Here is a 21,223-nt window from a genome sequence, read left to right on the forward strand (position 1 = left end):
ACGGTAACCCGTCGGACTCGGCGGATCGCTCCCCTGAAGAAGGCGGGAATGGGGCTCATCGATGTGGACCACGCAGGGCTGGTCGTCGCGGCGCAGGCCGGTGACGACCGGGCGCGCGAGGAGCTGATCACCGCGTACCTGCCGTTGGTCTACAACGTCGTCGGGCGAGCGCTGAACGGACATGCCGACGTCGACGACGTCGTCCAGGAGACCCTGCTGCGTGCGGTGCGTGACCTGCCCGCCCTGCGCGCCCCGGAGAGCTTCCGGTCCTGGCTCGTGTCGATCACACTCCGCCAGATCAACACCCACCTGCACCGGAACCACGCCTTCGCCGACCGGACCACGCTCATCGACGAGGCGCACGAGATACCGGACGCCGGCGCCGAGCCCGTGGACACGGCGATCCTGCGGCTGCATGTGTCGGACGAGCGCCGTCGCGTCGTCGAAGCCGGCCGGTGGCTCGACCCGGATCACCGGGTGCTGCTGTCGCTCTGGTGGCAGGAATGCGCCGGTTTGCTGAGCCGTGACGACATCGCCGCCGCGACGGGGCTCACGGTCGCCCACGTCGGAGTACGCCTGCAACGCATGCGCGAGCAGCTGGAACTGTGCAGGACGATCGTCGCCGCGCTGGAGGCAGACCCGCGCTGTCCGCAACTGGACGAGGCCGTCGTCGGCTGGGACGGCCTGCGCGCATCGGTGTGGCGCAAGCGCATGGCGCGGCACACCCGCGGCTGCCCGGTCTGCACGGCGCCGACGACGGAACGGGTCCCGGCCGAACTGCTCCCCCTCGGCCTCGCGACGCTGGCCGTCCCGGCCGGACTGATCTCCGCGCTCGCCGCCAAGGGCCTGCTGTCGGGTACCGCGGTGATCGCCGCCGGGCCGGCCGCGGCACACGTCGCTGTCGGCACCGCGACGGGGGGAGGTGGCGTGCACGCCGCGCTGACCGGCAAGCTCGCGGCGATCACGGCTCATCCGCTGGTGAGCCTCGCCACCGGCGCGGTGCTCATCGCCGGAACCGCCACCTATGTGGCCTGGCCCGAACCGGCGCCTCGGGTGCCCGCCGTCACCGCCGCCCCCACGGCGGGCGCCGCCTCACCTGTCCCGTCGCGCACCACGACGTCGGACGCACCGTCCCCCGCGAGTCCGCCCGCCGCCGCAGCCACTGTTCCGCTCGGCGCGCGGTCGCTGGAGGCCGTGGACGAACCCGGCCTGTTCGTCACCTACGCCGGCGACCACGCGACGCTCGGCCGGGTCTCCGCGTCCAGCGGCGCGCAGACCCGCAACCGGGGCACCTTCACGGTCGTCGCGGGGCTGGCCGACACAAGGTGCGTCACCTTCCGCGCCGCGGACGGCCGGTACCTTCGCCACTCCTACCTGCGGCTGCGGCTGAGCGCCGACGACGGCAGCGAGCTGCTCCGGGAAGACGCGACCTTCTGTCCGCGCCCTGGGCCGGTCGCGGGGTCGGTGACCCTGCACGCGCACAACTATCCCGGCTCCGTCCTCCGTCACCGTGACGGGGGCCTCTGGCTCGACGGCTCCGACGGAACACGGACCTTCGCCGGGCAGGCGTCCTTCTTCGTGCGCCGGAACTGGTCCTGAGAGTCGCTGCCGCGCCACGCCGTTCCCCACAAGGCACCGCGTCGGGTGCCGCGCGCCGCCTCCGCGGGGACGGCCGAACAGTGGGGCTCGGCATAACGCTTTCCGCCTGCGACATGCGTCACTGAGCGAACTTCCGGGCGGCGCGAGTTTTCTGTTACGCGACCTCGTCTTCGGCAGCCTCCACTTCAGGGGTGACCTTCCCCCACTGGCGTAACCCCCTGAAGAGAGGCCTCCCATGACGCGACGCACCCATGTGAACAGCGACCCGCGAGGAAAGGCATGAAGGGCCTGCACCGGCTCCGCCGGCGTCGCCGGACGTGGGCGACAGCACTGTCGGCCGCGGCGGTGGTGGCCGGCGTCGTGACCGTCCTCCCCAGCTCCGCGGGAGCCGCGGCCCTGGGCACCCAGGCGGCCCCCTCGGGCAGGTACTTCGGCACGGCCGTGGCCGCCGGCCTGCTCGGCGACGCCGCGTACACCGCGATCTCGGACCGGGAGTTCAACATGATCACCCCGGAGAACGAGATGAAGTGGGACGCCATCGAACCGTCCCGCGGCACGTTCGACTTCGCCCCGGCGGACCGGATCGTCGATCGTTCCCTGGCACGCGGCCAGCGCCTGCGCGGCCACACCGCGGTCTGGCATTCGCAGCTCCCCTCCTGGGTCGGCGCCATCCGTGACGCGAAGACGCTGCGCAGCGTGATGAACCACCACATCACCACCGAGATGACCCACTACAAGGGCAGGATCTACGCCTGGGACGTGGTCAACGAGGCGTTCGCCGACGGTGGCAGCGGCCGGCTCCGCAGCTCGGTCTTCCAGACGGTGCTGGGCGACGGCTTCATCGAGGAAGCCTTCCGCACCGCCCGGGCGGCCGACTCCTCGGCCAAGCTCTGCTACAACGACTACAACATCGAGAACTGGTCGGACGCCAAGACCCAGGGCGTCTACCGCATGGTCAAGGACTTCAAGTCCCGCGGCGTGCCCATCGACTGCGTCGGGTTCCAGAGCCACTTCGGGGCGGGCGGCCCGCCGGCGAGCTTCAGGACCACCTTGGCCGGCTTCGCCGCGCTGGGCGTCGACGTCCAGATCACCGAGCTGGACATCGCCCAGGCGTCACCCACCCACTACGCGAACACGGTGAGCACCTGCCTGTCCGTGGCCCGATGCACCGGCATCACGGTGTGGGGCGTCCGCGACAGCGACTCCTGGCGGAGCGGCGAAAGCCCCCTGCTGTTCGACCGCAACGGCAAGCCCAAGCCCGCGTACACCGCCGTCATGAACGCTCTCACGTCCGGCTCCGCCACCACCCCGACCAAGCCGACCGACGGTACCGGGGAGATCAAGGGCGTGGCCTCCGGTCGCTGCATCGACGTCCCCGGCTCCGTCCCCGCCAATGGCACCCGGGCGCGACTGCGGGACTGCGGCGGACAGGCCGACCAGCGCTGGACCCACACCGCCACCAAGCAGTTGAAGGTCCACGGCAAGTGCCTGGACGCCAAGGGCAACGGCACCACCAACGGCACCCCGGTGATCATCTGGGACTGCAACGGCGGGGCCAACCAGCAGTGGAACACCAACGCCAACGGCACGATCACCGGCGTCCAGTCCGGGCTGTGCCTCGACGCCGTCGGCGCGGCCACCGCGAACGGCACCACGATCCAGCTGTACGCCTGCGCCTCCGTCGACAACCAGAAGTGGACCGCCCCGTCCGTTACGGGCGGCGGTACGTGTGCCCTTCCGACGACGTACAGGTGGACTTCGACGGGTGCCCTCGCGCAGCCGTCGAACGGATGGGACGCGGTGAAGGACTTCACCCACGTGGTGGTGGGCGGCAAGCACCTGGTCTACGCGTCGAGCGCGTCGGGAACCTCGTACGGCTCCATGGCGTTCAGCCCCTTCACGAACTGGTCGGACATGGCGTCGGCCGGCCAGACCAAGATGAGCCAGAACGCGGTGGCGCCCACACTGTTCTACTTCGCGCCCAAGAAGATCTGGGTGCTGGCGTACCAGTGGGGTGCATCGCCCTTCAGCTACCGCACGTCGAGCGACCCCACCGATCCCCACGGCTGGTCCGCGCCGCAGCCGCTGTTCACCGGGACCCTCCCCGACTCCGGCACCGGCCCGATCGACCAGACCCTGATCGCCGACGACCGGAACATGTACCTGTTCTTCGCCGGTGACAACGGCAAGATCTACCGGGCGAGCATGCCGATCGGGAACTTCCCGGGCACCTTCGGCTCGTCGTACACGACGGTCATGAGCGACACGGCGAAGAACCTGTTCGAGGCGCCGCAGGTCTACAAGGTCCAGGGCCAGAACCAGTTCCTCATGATCGTCGAGGCGCGGGGGGCGAACGAGCACCGCTACTTCCGCTCGTTCACCGCCTCCAGTCTGAGCGGTTCGTGGACCCCGCAGGCCGCCGCCGAGAGCAACCCCTTCGCGGGCAGGGCCAACAGCGGTGCCACCTGGACCAACGACATCAGCCACGGTGACCTGGTCCGCAGCAACCCCGACCAGACGATGACCGTCGACCCCTGCAACCTGCAGCTCCTGTACCAAGGCAAGTCCCCCGCCGCGGGCGGCCCCTACGACCGACTGCCGTACCGGCCGGGCGTCCTCACCCTGCAGCGCTGAACCGCCCGATCCACGGTTACACAAGGAGAACACCCCCCATGAACAACCCCACGAACGGCGGGCGCCGCGGGCGTCACCGTCGTCGCTGGAGCGCCACCGCCCTGCTGCTCGGTGTGCCCGCCGCCGCCGTGCCGTACCTCCTGCTCACCCAGGAGGACTCGCAGGCCGCGACGGTCGACGGCAGCGCCTACTACCGGCTGGTCTCCGTGCGCAGCGGCAAGGTGCTGGACGTCAACGGCTTCTCCACCGCCGACGGCACCCGCATCCAGCAGTGGACCGACCAGAACACCGCCAACCAGCAGTGGAGACTGAGGCCCACCGGGGACGGCTACCACGAGCTGGTGAACCGCAACAGCGGCAAGGTACTGGGCATAGCCGGCGATGCGAGCGCCCAGGGGGCCGCCGCCGAGCAGCAGACCGACAGCTCCTCCGCCGCCCAGGAATGGCGGATCGACGACGTGAGCGGTTCCGGCGCCGTCACCTTCACCTCCCGTAGGAGCGGCCAGGTCCTGGACGTCTCCGGAGGCTCCACGGCTGAGGGCGCGGCGATCATCCAGTATCCCGGCAGGGGCAGCGCCAACCAGCAGTGGAAGCTGGTGAAGGTCGCCGACGCGCAGTCGGCCGCGACCGGACCGTACACCTGGCGGAACGCCCAGGTGGGCGGCGGCGGTTACGTCACCGGGCTGGTGTTCAACCCACGGGAGAAGGGCCTGCTGTACGCGCGCACCGACATGGGTGGCGCCTACCGCTGGGACGGCGCGGCCGAGCAGTGGATCCCGCTGACCGACTGGCTCGGTGAGAAGGACTGGAACCTGCTGGGCATCGACGCGCTGGCCACCGACCCCGTCGATCCCGACCGTCTCTACCTCGCGACCGGCACCTACACCAACGACTGGGCCGGCAACGGCGCACTCCTGCGCTCCACCGACCGGGGCCGCACCTTCCAGCGCACCGACCTGCCGTTCAAACTGGGCGGCAACGAGGACGGCCGCGGGGCGGGCGAGAGGCTCGTGATCGACCCCTCGGACAACCACACCCTGCTGCTGGGCACCCGTAAGAACGGCCTCTGGCGCAGCACGGACAGCGGTGTGACCTGGCGCCAGGTCCCGTCGTTCCCCGTCAAGGACGGGGCGGGCAGCGGGGCGGGCATCTCCTTCGTGACCTACGGCCCGGCCGGCAGCAGGACGATCTACGTCGGTGTCGCCGACAGGTCCACGTCCCTGTACCGCTCCACCGACGGCGGCGGCAGCTGGCAGGCCGTCCCCGGGCAGCCCACCGGCCAACTGCCGCAGCACGGCGTGCTCTCAGGAGACGGCTCGCTGTACGTGACGTACACCGACGCCCTCGGACCCAACGGCGTGACGGCGGGCTCGGTCTGGAAGCACGTTCCCGCAGGCGGGGCGTGGAGGAACGTCTCCCCGTCCCAGGGCGGTTACGGGTTCTCCGGCCTGGCCGTCGACCCGCGCAAGCCGTCCACCGTGATGGTGACCACCCTCGACCGCTGGTGGCCCGAGGACGAGATCTACCGCACCACCGACGGCGGCACGACCTGGAAGGCGCTGGCGGACAAGTCGGTGCGGAACGCCTCGGCCGCTCCGTACATCGGCACCCACACCGGGCACTGGATGACCGCCCTGGCCATGGACCCCTTCGACTCCGGGCACGTGCTGTACGGCACCGGCAACGGCATCTGGCGCAGCAAGGACGCCGACGCCACCGACAGCGGCGGCACCAGCCACTGGACCGTCGGAGCGCGCGGCCTTGAGGAGACCGCGCTGATGGACGCGATCGCCCCACCGGGCGGTGCCACCGTCATCACCGCCATGGGCGACCAGGGCGGATTCCGCCACGACGACCTGACCAAGGTGCCCGCCGGGCGACTGAGCAACCCGATGATGAGCAACAGCACCGACATCGACTTCGCTCAGGCCAACCCCTCGATGATGGTCCGGGTCGGCCGTGGCGGTGCGCAGGACGGCGCCTACTCCACCGACGGCGGCACCAGTTGGACCGGCTTCACGGCGGAGCCGGTGGCCGGCGCCCAGGACGGTCATGTCGCGCTCGCGGCGGACGGCTCCACCATCGTCTGGACCCAGGCCGGCCAGGCCCCGTACCGCTCGACCGACAAGGGTGCGAGCTGGTCCAAGGTCCGCGGCCTGGGCACCGACGCCGTGGTCGTCGCCGACCGCTCATCGGCCGGGACGTTCTACTCGCTGTCCGGCGGTACGCTCTCCGCCAGCACCGACGGCGGCGCGACCTTCACCGCCCGCGCCACGAACCTGCCCGCCGGCCGGCTCACGGCCGTCTCCGGCGTCGCCGGAGACCTGTGGATCGCCGGCAGCGCCAAGGGACTGCTGCACTCCACCGACGGCGGCCGCACCTTCACCACGCTCACCACGGTGCGGTCCGCGTCCGCCCTCGGCTTCGGCAAGGCCGCCCCAGGCGCCTCCTACCAGGCCCTCTACCTGATCGGCACGGTCAAGGACGTCACCGGCGTCTTCCGCTCCACCGACGAGGGCGCCACCTGGATCCGCGTCAACGACGACGCCCACCAGTGGGGCGCCATCGGCGGCGTCGGCGTCGTCACCGGCGACCCCGACACCTTCGGCCGCGTCTACGTCGGCACCAACGGACGCGGCCTCCAGTACGGCGACCCGTCCTGACCCACCCCCCGAGCGGGGCCGCAGGCACGATGCCTGCGGCCCCGGCAGGTGCCACGGCCTCCACCCGGAGGGGCCACCCGTCGCCGACCCGCCTCCCGGGCCGCTGGCGCCGCCGGCTCAGTCGGACCGGGCGGGGGCCCGTAGTTCGACCTCGAACCCGCCCTGGGAGGTGGGTGCGGCGGTGAGGGTGCCGTCGAGCAGTTCGGCGCGTTCCTTCAGGCCGATGAGGCCGTGGCGGGCGCTGGGCAGGGCGACGGACGGGCGGGTGGGGGCGGTGTTGGTGACGGTGACGCCGAAGTGGTGTGCGTCGTGCCACAGGCGCACCTCGGCGCGGGCGCCGGGGGCGTGTTTGCGCACGTTGGTGAGCGCTTCCTGGACCGTGCGGTAGACGGTGCGCTGGGCGGTGGTGCTGATGCCGGCGGGGAGGTCGCCGGTCACGTCGGTCTCGATGCCGCTGTTGGCGACGAGCTGCTGGAGGTCGGCGAGGGTGGGCTGGGGGGCGAGTGCGGTTTCCCTGCCGCCTGAGGCGCGGAGCAGGGTGACCATGTGGCGGAGTTCGTCGAGGGTGTTCGCGCTCAGGGCGCGGATGGTGCGAGCCGCCTCGCGGGAGTCGAGGTCCTTGGCGGCCACCTGCAGTGCACCCGCCTGTACGGCGATGAGGCTGACCTGGTGGGAGACCACGTCGTGCATCTCGCGGGCCAGCTGGGCCCGTTCCCGGGCGAGGACGGTCTGGGCGTGCAGGGCACGTTCGTGTTCCCGGGCCTCTTCGACCTCGACGAGCTGTCGTGCCACGTCGTGCCTGGCCTGCACGAGCTGGCCGAACAGCACAGGGGCGACGGCCGTGGCCAGCGTGTAGACGAACTGGACGAGCGTCCACGTCCGGTCGCCGTCGAACGCGTCGGCCAACGGCCAGACGAGGGTGTCCACCGCCGCGTTCAGCAGGGCGCAGCCGGCCAGCAGCGGGCGGTTGCGGGTGGACGCGGCCAGTGTGTACAGGGCGGTGATCGGCGCGACCGCGACGTCCATGAACAGCGTCATGGGCAGGGTGAAGGAAGACGGCCAGAGGGAAGCGCCTGCGCAGGAACAGCGCCGTACTGCCGAGGGCGACGCAGGCCCAGACGAGAGGGCTCCCCTCGCCGGCGAGGTTGATCCAGGCGTCGAGCACGGCGAGGACGACGAGGCCCGCGTCGACGGCCCAGGGGGGTACGCGCCGCCACAGTGCCCGGCCCGTGCTCATCGCCCGTCGTCCCGCGCCGGGTCGTCGCCGTTCCCGCTGAGCAGCCCGGCGCGCTCGGCGAGCAGTGCGGCCTGGACACGGCCGGCGACCCGCAGTTTGGTCAGGATCGAGCTGACGTGGTCCTTGACGGTGCCCGCGCTCAGATGGATCCGGGTGCCGATCTCGGCGTTGGACAGTCCTTCCGCGACCAGGACGAGGACGGCGCGCTCCCGGTCGCTGAGCAGGTTCACGCGTGCCACCTCCGCGTCCTGGGGTGCTCCCGCCCCGGGGTGACCGCGCAGCAGCGCGCGTGAGGCTTTCGGGGACATCACCACCCCGCCGGCGGCCAGGGTGCGCACGAGCTGGGCGAGCTGCTCGGGCTCGGTGTCCTTGAGCAGGAAGCCCGCGGCTCCCGAGCGCAGCGCGGTGAGGACGTACTCGTCGGTGTCGAACGTGGTCAGCATGGCCACGTGCGGTGGTTCGGGCAGCGCCTGGACCTGCCGCAGGACGGTCAGGCCGTCCACGTCCGGCATGCGGATGTCGAGGAGTACGACGTCCGGCCGCTCACGCCGGATCACGTCGGCCGCCTGCGCTCCTTCCGCGGTCGCCACGACCTCGATGCCGTCGGACGCGTTCAGGATCATCCGGAAACCGGACCGCACCAGGGCCTCGTCGTCCACCACCACTACCCGGATCACCGGCGTTCCGCCTCACACTCGTCTGCTCCGTCCGGCTTCTCGGCGATCCGTGCCGGCACGCGCATCGGGGCGTCCACGCTCTCGTACGGTGATCGCCTGCCGTCGACAGTACGTCCGGCAGGGTACGCGGTGGCGCGGTGACCGTGGAGTGTGGACACCCGGCGGGTCGGCTCCAGCCGTTCGGGGGTGTGTACGGGGCGGTGCCGCCGTGAGGATCGGCACGGTGGACGCGTTGCTCGGCCTCGTGGTCGTCGTGGCCAACGCAGTCATCACGTAGGGCGGTGGGCCGTCCGGGCCCGCGAACCGTCCCGGGCGCTGTTCCGCCACTCGGCGGGGGCGGTCTCGGCCGGTCGGCGGGGGCGCCACCGAAGCCCGTCGGATGGTCCGCCTCCTGACGGCGCCCGGAGATTGTCCGTATGACACAGATACAGCCGCCGCAGGAGAACTCGCCTCCACGGCCCCGCACTTCGACCGACTCCGTCGGCAAGCTCTCGGGCGGTCCCTCGACGGGACGCCTGGTCGGGGTGGATCTGGCCCGCGCGCTCGCGGTGTTCGGCATGTACATCGTGCACATCGGCCCGCCGCTGTCGGCCACGGACGGCGTCGCCAGATGGGTCCGGTACCTCGCCGACGGCCACTCGTCGGTTCTGTTCGCCACCCTCGCCGGGTTCTCGCTGATGCTGATCGCCGGGCGCCGTGAGCCGAAGGCGGGCCCGGCGGGCCGGCGGGCGAAGGCCAGGATCGCGATCCGCGCCGCGGTCCTGCTGGCACTGGGCACCGTGCTGGCGATGGAGTACGGGGGTGTGATCATCCTCGGCTTCTACGGCGTGTACTTCCTCCTTGCGCTCCCCCTGCTGAGGCTGTCCGCCAAGACACTGGCGATCCTCGCGGCAGGGCTCGCGCTCGCCACGCCGCAGCTGGCGTTCGTCCTGAACTCGCTGCTGAGCGAGTCCGTCCAGCAGAGCATCGACGCCTATGACCCGCTCAAGAAGATCAGCGAGGTGGGAGTGCTCGATCTGCTGCTCACCGGCTTCTACCCGACGATCACATGGATGTCGTTCGTGGTCGCCGGGATGGCGCTGGCCCGCCTCGACCTGTCGGCCGTCTCCGTCCAGCGGCGCTCGGCCGCGCTCGGTGCCGCCCTGACCGTGGGCGCGTACGGGCTGTCCCTCCTGCTGGCGGGCACGGACGCGCTGCGGAGCATGGCGGAGGGCGGGAAGTCGTCCGCCGGGTCCGAGGCGGCTTCCTTCGGCAGCGGATCCTTCGAGACCCAGCGGTCGGCCTCGGAACTCCTGTCCGCCGGGCCGCACAGCGGCACCACGTTCGACATCGTCGGCAGCGTGGGGGTCGCCGTCCTCGTGATCGTGGGCGGGACGGTGCTGATGGACCGCCTGCCGCGACTGCGCCGTCCGGCCAAGCCGGTCATCGCCGTGGGCACCATGTCCCTGACGGCCTACGTCGGCCACTTCGTCGTGCAGTCCATGGTGGGCATTCCGGCCGGTGAAAGCAGCCAGGAGTCCTGGGTGCCCGTGCTCACGTTCGTCCTCGGGGCGATCGTGTTCGCCACGGTCTGGTCCCGCTTCTTCCGCCGCGGACCGCTGGAGGCGTTGCTCAACGCCGCCACCAAGCCGGCGAAGCACATCCGATGAGGCCGGCGCCCTACTCGCCGGGGCGCCCCGCCGGGATCAGGAGCTGGGTCGCGGCCAGCTGTGCGTACAGCTCGTCCTTGTCCACCAGTTCCTCGTGGGTGCCGATCGCACGGACCGTTCCGGCGTCCATGACGACGATGCGTTCCGCATCCGTGACCGTCGACAGGCGGTGTGCCACCACCAGGACCGTGGTCTCGCTCGCCGTCTCGGCGATGACGTCCCGCAGCGCCAGCTCGTTGACGGCGTCGAGCTGCGAGGTCGCCTCGTCCAGGAGCAGCAGCCGAGGTCTGCGCAGCAGCGCGCGGGCGATCGCGACGCGCTGGCGCTCGCCCCCCGACAACTTCGAACCGCGTGCCCGACCAGGGTGTCCAGGCCGTGGGGGAGGCGTTCGACGAGGGCGTCGAGCCTGGTCCGGGCGAGGACGGCGCGGATGTCGTCGTCCGTCGCGCCGGGTGCGCTGAAGAGCAGGTTCTCCCGGAGGGTGCCGGCCAGCACCGGCGCGTCCTGCTCGACGTACCCGACGACGGACCGCAACTCGGCCAGCGGCCACTGGCGTATGTCCTTGCCGTCCACCAGGATCCGGCCGCCGGTCGTCTCGTAGAACCGCTCGATGAGCGAGAAGACCGTCGACTTGCCCGCACCCGAAGGTCCGACGAAGGCCGTCATCCCGGCGCCCGGCACGTCGAGGTCCACCCGCTGGTGAATGAAGGGCAGGCCGGGCCCGTAGCGGAAGGACACGCCCTCGAAGCGGACCGACGCCGGCCGCCGTACGGCAGCCGCCTCGGCCCGCACCGGCCGGTGGCTGGCCGGCGGCTCCGCCGCCAGGCGGTCCACCTCCTTGATCCGGGAGATCGCGGCCGCGCCCTCCTGGTACGCGGAGGCGGCCTCGACCAGCTTGTACACCGGCTCCATCAGGTAGAACAGGTACAGCAGAAAGGCGATGAGCGTGGAGACGGGGATGTCCCCGGACGCCACCCGCGCCCCGCCGACCGCGAGCACCGCGAGGAACGCCAACTCGACGGCGAGGTTGTCCGCCGTTCCCAGCAGGGCCTCCCACTTCGCGCCGCGCACCCCGTGCCGCCACGCCCGCCGGGCCGACGCCTCCACGCGGGCGGTCTCCCGCTCCTCGGCGCGCGACGCCTTCACCGTGCGGAACGCGCCGAAGACCCGCTCCAGGCCGGTGGACATCTCCCCGACCGCGGCCTGGGAACGCTCAGCGGCCTGCCCGATCCTCGGCATCACCAGGGCGGCGCCCGCGCCGACGACCGCGACCACGACGAGGGTGACGCCGACCAGGACGGCGTCCAGGAACGCCATCACCACGACCGCCGCGACCAGCGTCAGCGCCCCGGTCGCGGCGTTGACCACCGCCTGGGTGCTGACGGCCCGCAGCAGCGTGGTGTCGGAGGTCACCCGTGACATCAGATCGCCCGGCTGCATCCGGTCCACCGCCGAGAGCCGCAGCCGCAGCATGCGGCCGATCAGGCTGCGGCGGGCGGCCAGGACCACCGACTCCGCCGTCCGCTCCAGGACATAGGCGCCGAACGCCTCGGCCACCGTGCTCAGCAGCACCAGCACCGTCAGTGCCAGCAGAATGGTGGCGAGCGTGCCACCGGACGAGAGCCGGTCGACCAGCGCCTTCGTGGCCAGCGGCTGCAGCAGCCCTCCGGCGGCTCCGACCAGCGCCAACAGCAGACCGAGCACGACGGTCCACCGGTGCGGTCGGACATACCCGTACAGCGCCTTGAGCGTCTCGCGGACGAGCAGGGATTCGGCACCCGTCGTCTCCGGGGCGGATGCGGTGTTCACAAGGATCCTCTCCTGGTGGTCTGTCGCCATGGCAGGACGAACGCCCCGTCGCCGGCGTCCCGACGGTCCGCCGCACCGGCCGGTGACCGGTGTGAGATGTCGAGCTCGTGCTCGTGCGTACGGCGTGTCGTGCCCCAGCCTGCAAGGCAGGACATCTCTTCGACCATCCGACGATCGTCGGCCGGACCCCCGCCGAGCGGCTGGAACAGGAGATCCCTCACGGGGAAGAGATCTGATGGACGGCGCCGGCGGAGTGCCGTCCGGGGCAGGAGGGCCGCAGGAGCGGCGGATGACGAGGAAGGGGAGCGGCCAAGTGTCACCTGGCGACCATCGGGTGACCGCTGCCCGCCCAGCGATTTGTCGGATCCCGGGGAAGGATGAGAGGGCGCCACGGCGAGCGGTACCGCCGCCCCGTGGTCGCTGAGTTCGATCCGGCCCTCCCTTGTGACCGCAAGGGCGTCGTCTCCATCCAGCCCGACAGCGGCGACTGGCTCGAAGCGGACAGCGGGATGGGCGAGGACTGCCTGAACCTGAACGTGTGGGCCCCCGAGCAGCCGGCCGGCAAAGCGCTCCCGGTGACCGTGTACATCCACGGCGACGGATTCGAGTACGGCGCGAACACGCAGATCACCTCGAACGCCGCCGGCCTCGCCGCGACGGGGCGCGTGGTGGGCGTGTCCATTAACTACCGGCTCGGCGCCTTGGGCCCGCTCTCGCTCTCGCAGTACGGCGGGAAGCTCGCCGAGGCCAGCAACCTCTTCCTCCAGGACGTCATCGCCGCACTCACCTGGATCCAGCGGAACATCGCCCACTTCGGCGGCGACCCGGCCAATGTCACCGTCTACGGGCACAGCGGCGGCGCCTATACCTCCTTCGGTCTGCTCGGCGCCTCTTCCGCCGACGGTCTGTACCGGCGCCTGGCCGGGTTCTCCGGCGGACCCGCCCGCTCGATTCCGGCCTGGTGGGCCGAGGAGCTCGCGCACCGGTTCGTCACCGAGCTCGGCGTCGCGGACAACCCGGAGAAGCTGCTCGACCTCGACCCGCTCTCCCTGCGGGACGCCCTGCGCAAGGTCCTTCCGACGGACCTCGGCGTCCGCGGCGGGGTGGACAACAAGGCCACCGGCGTCGTCCTGGACATCGGACAGCCAGGCGCGGTGGTGCACGCCCACCCCATGGACGTCCTGGCCTCGGGCGCGCACGGCGACGTCGACGTGTTGCTGAGCATGGCCAGTGACGACATGGGCTGGTGGGTGGCGAACGGCCTCGGCCGGTTCGACCCGCAGACGATCGACCGCGTCACCGACGAGGTCGCGGGGTGGCGCATCTCCCGCTCCCGCGCCAAGAAGATCGACGACGCCCGCCGCGCCCTGATCGCCATGGCCGACAGCGACGGCCGCTACCTCCTCAACATGGCCGAGCAGCTCCAGGACCTCCCGGCCACCGGCACGCCCCTGGACACCGCCGCGCTCGCCCACCACATCCAGCAGCGCGCCCCGCTGTACGACAAGGCGCAGGAGGGCCACTACAACCTGATCTCCGCGCTCCACAAGTCGATGCGCGGCTCCGACCCGGACGCGTCAACCCATGGACCCGCGAACCTGACCCGTTCGCAGGCTGGGAGTTCGACTGATCCAGGCACGACCCGCGCCCCCATCCCGCTCCCCTTGAGGAGAGGACAGGGACGCGGGACGCGGCGGCCGACACCGGCAGGCGGGTGCTCCGGGTCGACGGCCCACCGGCTCCACGGACCTGGTGACACGCGCCCGTCCAGCCGGAAAGTACTGATTCGGGTCGGCGGCGCCGTTCGCGGCTCCTAGCCCGTGACGAGAAGGAGGGCGGGGCTCGGGGATCCCCCCGGGCCCCGCCCTTTCGTGCGACGGATGCTCTCGCTGGCGCAAGGGTGTCGCTCGTGCGAGGGCGATCAAACGTTTCCGCAGTTCACGGCGTCGAGCAACGGGTCATGGTCGTGGAACTCGCCCTCACCAGGACCCCCCTCGTCGCCCCTTCGGAGGTAGCCTCCCGTGGTTCTCGTCATCGTCGTCGCCGTACTGGCCCTGCTCGCCGGCCTCGCCGCCAACCGCTGGCTGCGGCCGCGGCTGCTCAGCGAGGACGACGACACCGGCATGGCCGTCAAGGACCTTGTCGGCCCCCTCCTCACTCTGACCGTCCTGCTCCTGGCCTTCGTCCTGGTCACCGCCAACGGTTCGTACGGCAAGGCCGAGGTCGCCTCCCGCGGCGAGGCCCGCGCTCTGGACCAGCTCGTCGAGACCGCCGAGTATGCCCCCGCGGCCCAGCGGGCCCGGATCCAGGCCGACGCCGTCTGCTACGCCCGTGCCGTCCGCGAGCAGGAATGGCCGGCCATGTCCGACGGCAAGGGATCGCCGGCCCCGAGCGTGTGGTCGACCGACTTCCGGCGGACCTTCCGGTCCCTGGAGGGCCAGTCGGCCTTCGGCATGCTGATCGCCACCGACAACAAGCGCTCCGACGAACGCGAGGAACGCCTCACCCAGGCCACCGCCAGCATCCCCAGCGCCATCCTCTGGTTTCTGCTCGCCACCCTGGTCATCACCGTCGTGGCCCTCGGCGTCTGCCTGCCCCGCCGCAACAACCGCGGTCAGCTGATCACCCTCGTCGTGATCACCGCGTTGCTGACGACGGCGCTGTGCATCATCCGCGACGTCGACCGCCCCTTCGGCGGCATCATCGACGTACAGCCGACGGCGATCACCGAGGCCGAACGGCAGGCAAACCGCGACTTCCTCGCCCACAGCCCGACCTCCGAACTCCCCTGCGACGACCAGGGCAACCGCCGGAACGCCTGATCGCGGCCTCCGATCTTCCGGCCTCCGGCAGGGACCGTCCCGACCCCCGACCGAAGACCATCGAGCCCCCACTCTGGATACTCATGTCACTGCTCTCGGCATCGAACGAATCGCTCCGTCCTCTCCACCCTGCAGGCGAGGGGACAGCCGACCGACTCCGAGCGGAGGGCTATGCGCCACTGCCCGGCTTGCTGACCGCGGCCGGGCTCTCGGTGCTGCGCGATGAGGCGGCTCGGCTGCAACGGGCCGCCCGCCGCCGGGACTTCGCCATGGACTGCATGGACGGCTCACCACGGCACATGACGACGCTGGGCGGCCACGTCATCGCCGAGCTGTCGGCGCTCGTCCCCGAGCTGTACGCCGACGAGGAGCTGCTGGCACTCCTCTCCGGGCTCATCGGGGAGAAGGCACTCCCGGTGCCCGACCCGGTGGAACGGCACGTACTGAATATCCTCCACCGTCAAGGCGACACCCACGGCGCCCACACCGACGACTACCCCTTCGCCCTCGTGATCTTCCTGGAGGCCCCCGCCTCGCCCGAGGAGGGCGGACTGCTGGAGTACGTCCCCGAGGCCGCCTCCCTGCGGGACCTCACCGCCGGCCCCGCGCGGACCGCTCACCACCACGCCGGCGATGCCTATCTGCTGCGCAGCGACACCACCGCGCACCGCGTCACCCCGCTCGCCCGCACCGGAGCACGGCGCACCGTCCTCAACTTCGCCTACACCACGTCCGCTGCCGCCCCTCGGACGACGCCGTCGGCCCACAGGCTGTACGCGTGACGCCCACGGCTCGGGCCGATCTCCGGAGTCCTGCAGCAGACCCGTCCCCGTGCCCCCGCCGGCCGGCCGCCGGTGACATCGATCCCCGAGGAGCATCGTGATGCGTCATGCCGAGGTCGTCGTCATCGGTGCCGGGATGTTCGGTGCCGCGGCGGCCAAGTACCTCAGCCGCGCCGGGGCGGACACCATCGTGATCGGCCCCGTGGAACCCGCGTACGGGACGACCGCCCGGCTGCCGGAGTACGGCGCCCACCACGACGAGTCCCGGATCGCCCGCTGCCTGGGCTGGGACCGGTTCTGGGGCACCGTCGACGCCCGCTCGACCGCCCGCTACCGGGGCATCGAGGCGGAGTCAGGCATCGACTTCTTCCACGAGTGCGGCTCCCTCGCACTGGCGGCGACCTCCCTGGCCGGCCACACCGACCACATGATCAGCGCCGGACGGGACGACGGTGTCGTGGTGGAGCGGCTGTCGGACGTGGAGACGCGCCAGGAGTTCCCCTGCCTGTGCCCGCCCCCGATGGCCGGCGGTGTCGAGGCTCTCCTGGAGCGCAAGAACGCCGGCCACATCAACCCGCGGCGACTGGTGAGGGCCCAGCTGGAGTTGGCGACGGCGGCGGGCGCACGGCTGCTGCGGGGAACGGTGGCCTCCGTACGCAGGGACGGTCTGTGGCGGGTGAGCGGCGACGGTTTCTCCGTCGGAGCGGAGAAAGTCCTCGTCGCGGCGGGCGCGCTGATCAACCACAACGACGCCCTCCCGCCGGGCCTGCGGCTCGACCTCCAGGTCTTCACCGAGCCCAACCTGCTGTTCGAGGTCGACGGGACCCAGCGCGAAAGGCTGCGAGAACTCCCCACGGTCGTGACGATCGACCCGACCGACTCCGGCGACGACAACATGTCCGCCTACCTGCTGCCGCCGATCCAGTACCCCGACGGCAAGTGGTACCTGCGGATCGGACCGGCGATGCAGCCCCTCGTGAAGGAGCTGAGGACGGCATCCGAGATGCTCGCCTGGTGCACGCGGCAGCGGATCATGCCGGAGCAGTCCGACTTCCTCCTCCGGATGGCCCGCACGCTGCTGCCCGGCCTGAAGCCGGTCTCCGTCCGCGAGGCGTGCTGCGTTGTCGACAAGACCCCCTCCCGCTACCCGTACATCGGCCACCTCGGCGCCGACGGCCTGTCCGTGGTCGTCGGCGGCAACGGCCACGGGGCCCGCGGATCCGACGAGATCGGCCGGCTCGCCTCCACTGCCGTACTCGGCGGGACATGGGACTTCCCGCTCCCGCAGGGGTCATTCGCTCCCATGACAGCGCCACTGACGCGATCGGACCGACCCGAGTACCTGAAACCGCCCTTCGGTCTGTGCTGAACCGCCTGCCCTCACCACCGTCGCCCCATGATCAGGAGCGCTCTCGGCCCTCAGGTCGAGACGGCCTCGGCCCAGCCGCGGTTGACGGTCTCTCTGGCCTTCTCCGTCTGCGCCTCCGTCGGAAACGTCGGGGTGCCCTCGACCGTCGGGAGTTTCTCCGCGGCGGTCTTGTCGAGGGTGCCGTTCTTCTCCATGGCGTCCATGAGGACGGGGCGTGCGTAGGCGCCGAGCCGGAGGTTCTGGCCCTCCGGGCTGAAGACGTACTCCTGCCACAGACGTGCCGCCGCGGGGTGCGGAGCGTCTTTGTTCACGCCGTTCGCGTAGTACTGAGCGAAGCTGCCGTCGAAGGGGATGGCGGTCCGCCAGTCGACGTCCGTGCCGTTCTCGCGGAACTCGTCGGCGTATCCGAGGTTGAGGAAGTCCCAGTCGATGCTGATCGGGGTCTGGCCCTTCGCGATCGTGGCCGGGGTGGATTCGACCGGGATGAAGTTGCCGTTCTTCCTGAGCTCGGCGAAGAAGTCGATGCCGGGCTGGATGTCGTCGAAGGAACCCCCGTTCGCCAAGGCCGCCGCGTAGACCGCGGCGAAGGCGGAGCCGGACTTGGTGGGGTCGCCGTTGAGCGCGACCTTGCCCTGGTACTCGGGCTTGCGCAGGTCGGCGAAGGTCGCGGGGCAGGTCTTGACGCGCTTGGCGTCACAGCCGATCGAGATGTAACCGCCGTAGTTGTTGTACCAGCGGGCCCGGTCGTCCTTCTGTTCCTTGGGGATCTCGTCGTACGCGGCGACCTGGTACGGAGCGAGCAGGCCCTGCCGTGCCGCGGACTGCGCGAACGAGCCCCCCACGTCGATCACGTCGGGGGCGCGGCCTCCGCGCCTGTGCTCCTTCAGGGCGTTGATCTCGTCCTGGCTGGTTCCTTCCGGGTTCTCCACCATGACCTTGATCCCGTACTTCTTCTCGAAGCCGTCGATCACTGCGCCGTAGTTGGCCCAGTCGCTCGGGAGCGCGATCGTGTTGAGCGAGCCCTCTTTCTTCGCCGCTGCGGTCAGTGCTGCCATGCCGCCGGCGTTCGCGGCGGAGGTTGCTGCCGCGGGTGCTCTGGGCGCGGTGCTGGGCTTGTCTCCGCAGGCGCCGAGAGGCGCCGCGAGGACCAGGCAGGCGGCGACGAAGGCTGTCGGGAGACGAGGTGTGGGCACAAAGGCTCCATAACGGGCGGTCGCGTACTGATCGAGGCCAGCGTACGGTCGGCGGCCCCGGCAGCGCAGTCCCAGACGGTGGTGTCCGCTGTCTTCCCTGCGGCTGCCGTACCGGCGTTCTCAGAACCCCTCGTCGTCCCACCCGGCCAGGAGCGCCTCCCCGAGATCCATGGCGGGCGGTGCGGCCCCGTCGGCGAGGGCCTGCTCACTCCAGATGATCTTGCCGCGGACGGTGTAGCGGGTGCCCCAGCGCTCGGCGAACTGCGCGACGAGGAACAGGCCGCGACCGCCCTCGTCGGTGGCCTCGGCCCGGCGCAGGTGCGGGGAGGTGCTGGACCCGTCGGAGACCTCGCAGATCAGGCTGCGGTCGTACAGCAGCCTCACCCGGATGGGCTCGGTGCCGTAGCGGATGGCGTTGGTTATCAGCTCGCTGAGGATGAGTTCCGTGGTGAAGGCGATCTCCTCCAGGCCCCATTCCGCCAGTCGGCGGGCGCAGGCGTTGCGCACCGGGGACACCGCCGCAGGGTCGGGCCGCACGTCCCACTCGGCGACCCGCGCGGGGTCCAGTCGGCGGGTGCGGGCCACCAGCAGCGCGACGTCGTCGCTGGGCCTGCTGGGCAGCATCGCGTCGATCACCGCGGTGCAGGTTTCCTCCGGGGTGCGGGCGGGCCCGGCCAGGGCGGCGCGCAGCGCTGCCAGGCCCGCGTCCGGATCGCGGTCGCGGCTCTCGATCAGCCCGTCGGTGAAGAGTGCCAGCCGGGAGCCTTCGGGCAGGGTGACCGTCATGGTCTCCATGGGCAGGCCCTCGCCCAGGCCCAGCGGCGGGGAGATCGGCACCTCGGGCAAGGACACGGTTCCGTCGGGGAGGACCAGTGCGGGGCCCGGATGCCCGGCGGTGGCGGCCGTCACCTGCCCCGAGACGGGATCGTAGATGGCGCACAGGCAGGTGGCTCCGGTGATCCCCTGCCACTCCTGCTCGTCGGTGTCGATGTGGGCGACCAGCTCGTCCAGGTGGCTCAGGAGTTCGTCCGGAGGCAGGTCGAGCGTGGAGAAGTTGTACACGGCGGTGCGCAGGCGGCCCATGGTGGCGGCTGCGTGGAGACCGTGGCCGACGACGTCGCCGACCACCAGGGCCACCCGGGTGCCGGGCAGCGGGATGACATCGAACCAGTCACCACCCACACCGGCCTGAGCGGCCAGATAGCGGTGCGCGACCTCGACGGCGGACTGCTCCGGTACGCCCTGGGGCAGCAGGCTGCGCTGCAGGGTGACGGCCATGGTGTGCTCGCGGGTGTAGCGGCGGGCATTGTCGACGGCCAGTGCCGCCCGGGCGGTCAGCTCCTCGGCGAAGGACACGTCCTCCTCGTCGAACGGCGGGGAGTCCTGCCCCCGCCAGTAGCCGGCCATCCCCAGCACCACGCCCCGGGCCCTCAGGGGCACGGCGATCAAGGAGTGGATGCCGCGATCCAGGATCCGCAGGGCGTTGGCCGGGTCCTGGATCCGCCAGCGCTGGGTGGTGCGCAGGTCCGCCTCAAGGACCGCACGGCCGTTGGTCAGCCCAGCCGCCATGGGGCTGCTGGGAACGAACCGGATCAGCTCGCCGACGGGGTAGAGCGGGTGGTCGCCCTGAAGGCCGACGGCGGCGGTGCGGCGCATCTCGGTGCTCGCTTCGGTCGGCTCCTCGCCGCGCAGCACCGGGTCCAGCAGGTCGACCGTGACCACATCGGCGAACCGCGGGACCGCCACCTCCGCCAGTTCCTCCGCGGTGCGCTCGACGTTCAGCGTCGTTCCCACCCGCACCCCCGCGTCGTAGAGCAGCTTCAGCCGCTCGCGGGCCACCTCGGCCCTGCCGGAGAGTGCCCGCAGCTCGGTGGTGTCCCGCAGCGTGACGACGGTCCCGGCCTGCCCGTAGGGGGCGGTGGGCCGGATGTTCACCGACAGCAGACGATCGGTTGCCATGTGCAGCTCGTCGGTCGCGGGACGGCCCGATGCGATCGGTTCGGCGATTCCCTCCTCCAGACCCAGGTCCGTGACGGGGAGGCCTTCCGCGTCCACGGGCAGACGCAGCAGCCGCCGCGCCTCGTCATTGGCCAGCAGCAGCCGTCCGCCGCCGCCGATGATCAGCACGCCCTCTCGCACCGCGTGCAGCACCGCGTCGTGGTGCTCGTACATCCTCGTCATCTCGGCCGGTCCCAGGCCATGGGTCCGGCGCAGCAGCCGACGGCTCACCAGAGCGGTTCCGCCCGCCGAGAGGGCGAGCACCGCGGCTGCACTGCCGAGGACGACCGGCAGCTGCCGGTTCACCATGCTCTGCACGTTCTGGACCGTGACCGGGGAGGAGACGATGGCGATGACGCGCCCGTCGGAGTCCTTGACGGGGACCACCGATACCACGGACTGCCCCAGGGACCCTTCGAAGGTCTCGGTGAAGGACTGACCGGCTGCCGCCTTGGAGAAGGGGCCGACGACGTGCTTCCCGATCTGGCGTGGGTCGCTGTGGGCGAGGGTGACCCCGGAGAGTGTGTACACGTTGATGCCGTCGACCCCGGCGATCTTCCGGGCCGCCTCGGCGCTCGGCTGTAGCACTGCGCTCGGATGGGGGCTGCGGAGGGCCGCGACGATTCCCGGAGATTCCGCGAACGTTCCGGCGGCGGCGAGCGTACGGTGCCGGGCGTCCACCATGCCCGCGCTCCGGGCTTGCACCACGAGCGCCCCCACCGCGGCGGCGACGAGCAGCACCACGACGGCCAGCTGCAGGAGGAACACCTCGCCGGCCACGCTGCGCACGC

General features: G+C 71.3%; 10 protein-coding genes and 3 pseudogenes. 8 read left to right on the top strand and 5 right to left on the bottom strand.

Annotation, left to right across the window (positions count from 1 at the left end):
- Positions 1–48 precede the first annotated feature (48 nt).
- The 3 genes from MRBLMG1_RS28285 (at position 49) to MRBLMG1_RS28295 (ending at position 6,896) form a co-directional block, all read left to right on the top strand.
- Entirely contained in the window at positions 49–1,599 is a 1,551-nt protein-coding gene (locus tag MRBLMG1_RS28285; RefSeq protein ID WP_367826968.1) for a sigma-70 family RNA polymerase sigma factor, read from the top strand.
- A 279-nt stretch (positions 1,600–1,878) separates the two neighbouring features.
- Positions 1,879–4,233, top strand: coding sequence for a non-reducing end alpha-L-arabinofuranosidase family hydrolase (locus MRBLMG1_RS28290; protein ID WP_367826969.1), 2,355 nt, complete (start codon positions 1,879–1,881; stop codon positions 4,231–4,233).
- 38 nt (positions 4,234–4,271) lie between these two features.
- The gene (locus tag MRBLMG1_RS28295) at positions 4,272–6,896 is read left to right on the top strand and encodes an RICIN domain-containing protein (RefSeq protein WP_367826970.1); all 2,625 of its coding nucleotides are present in this window, start codon (positions 4,272–4,274) and stop codon (positions 6,894–6,896) included.
- 117 nt (positions 6,897–7,013) lie between these two features.
- On the opposite strand, the pseudogene MRBLMG1_RS28300 reads toward MRBLMG1_RS28295, so the two are convergent.
- Positions 7,014–8,133 (bottom strand): annotated as a pseudogene (locus MRBLMG1_RS28300) (sensor histidine kinase).
- On the bottom strand, positions 8,130–8,810 hold the full coding sequence (locus tag MRBLMG1_RS28305) for a response regulator (protein WP_367826971.1): 681 nt from the start codon (positions 8,808–8,810) through the stop codon (positions 8,130–8,132). Before MRBLMG1_RS28305 ends, MRBLMG1_RS28300 begins: the two are co-directional and overlap by 4 nt.
- A 416-nt stretch (positions 8,811–9,226) precedes the next feature.
- Here MRBLMG1_RS28305 and MRBLMG1_RS28310 point away from each other — a divergent pair, with 416 nt between their 5' ends.
- Positions 9,227–10,459, top strand: a complete 1,233-nt coding sequence (locus tag MRBLMG1_RS28310) for a DUF418 domain-containing protein (RefSeq protein WP_367826972.1) — start codon at positions 9,227–9,229, stop codon at positions 10,457–10,459.
- Between the two features lie 10 nt (positions 10,460–10,469).
- On the opposite strand, the pseudogene MRBLMG1_RS28315 reads toward MRBLMG1_RS28310, so the two are convergent.
- Positions 10,470–12,268, bottom strand: a pseudogene (locus MRBLMG1_RS28315) (ABC transporter ATP-binding protein).
- A 395-nt stretch (positions 12,269–12,663) separates the two neighbouring features.
- Here MRBLMG1_RS28315 and MRBLMG1_RS28320 point away from each other — a divergent pair.
- From MRBLMG1_RS28320 to MRBLMG1_RS28335, 4 genes and pseudogenes are all read left to right on the top strand, one after another.
- Positions 12,664–13,869 (top strand): annotated as a pseudogene (locus tag MRBLMG1_RS28320) (carboxylesterase family protein); the annotation flags it as partial.
- Positions 13,870–14,289: 420 nt separating this feature from the next.
- Positions 14,290–15,090 carry a hypothetical protein gene (locus tag MRBLMG1_RS28325; RefSeq protein WP_367826973.1) on the top strand — a complete coding sequence of 267 codons (801 nt, stop codon included), beginning with the start codon at positions 14,290–14,292 and terminating at the stop codon, positions 15,088–15,090.
- An 83-nt stretch (positions 15,091–15,173) separates the two neighbouring features.
- Positions 15,174–15,872, top strand: a complete 699-nt coding sequence (locus MRBLMG1_RS28330) for a HalD/BesD family halogenase (RefSeq protein ID WP_422664614.1) — start codon at positions 15,174–15,176, stop codon at positions 15,870–15,872.
- 100 nt (positions 15,873–15,972) lie between these two features.
- Positions 15,973–17,241, top strand: coding sequence for an NAD(P)/FAD-dependent oxidoreductase (locus MRBLMG1_RS28335; RefSeq protein WP_367826975.1), 1,269 nt, complete (start codon positions 15,973–15,975; stop codon positions 17,239–17,241).
- A 50-nt stretch (positions 17,242–17,291) separates the two neighbouring features.
- Here the strand turns inward: MRBLMG1_RS28335 and MRBLMG1_RS28340 are convergent, their stop codons facing one another.
- Together MRBLMG1_RS28340 and MRBLMG1_RS28345 are read right to left on the bottom strand one after the other, a co-directional pair.
- Positions 17,292–18,296, bottom strand: coding sequence for an ABC transporter substrate-binding protein (locus tag MRBLMG1_RS28340; RefSeq protein WP_367826976.1), 1,005 nt, complete (start codon positions 18,294–18,296; stop codon positions 17,292–17,294).
- A 258-nt stretch (positions 18,297–18,554) separates the two neighbouring features.
- Positions 18,555–21,221: a SpoIIE family protein phosphatase gene (locus MRBLMG1_RS28345; RefSeq protein WP_367826977.1), complete on the bottom strand. Its 2,667-nt coding sequence runs from the start codon at positions 21,219–21,221 to the stop codon at positions 18,555–18,557.
- Between the last annotated feature and the right edge of the window lie 2 nt (positions 21,222–21,223).

It is taken from the genome of Streptomyces sp. LMG1-1-1.1, from assembly GCF_040815545.1.
Lineage (GTDB): Bacteria > Actinomycetota > Actinomycetes > Streptomycetales > Streptomycetaceae > Streptomyces.

Coding starts and splice junctions, on each gene's coding strand:
- MRBLMG1_RS28285 (WP_367826968.1), top strand. CDS start 49: ATGGGGCTCATCGATGTGGACCACGCAGGGCTGGTCGTCGCGGCGCAG.
- MRBLMG1_RS28290 (WP_367826969.1), top strand. CDS start 1,879: ATGAAGGGCCTGCACCGGCTCCGCCGGCGTCGCCGGACGTGGGCGACA.
- MRBLMG1_RS28295 (WP_367826970.1), top strand. CDS start 4,272: ATGAACAACCCCACGAACGGCGGGCGCCGCGGGCGTCACCGTCGTCGC.
- MRBLMG1_RS28310 (WP_367826972.1), top strand. CDS start 9,227: ATGACACAGATACAGCCGCCGCAGGAGAACTCGCCTCCACGGCCCCGC.
- MRBLMG1_RS28330 (WP_422664614.1), top strand. CDS start 15,174: ATGTCACTGCTCTCGGCATCGAACGAATCGCTCCGTCCTCTCCACCCT.
- MRBLMG1_RS28335 (WP_367826975.1), top strand. CDS start 15,973: ATGCGTCATGCCGAGGTCGTCGTCATCGGTGCCGGGATGTTCGGTGCC.
- MRBLMG1_RS28340 (WP_367826976.1), bottom strand. CDS start 18,296: ATGGCAGCACTGACCGCAGCGGCGAAGAAAGAGGGCTCGCTCAACACG.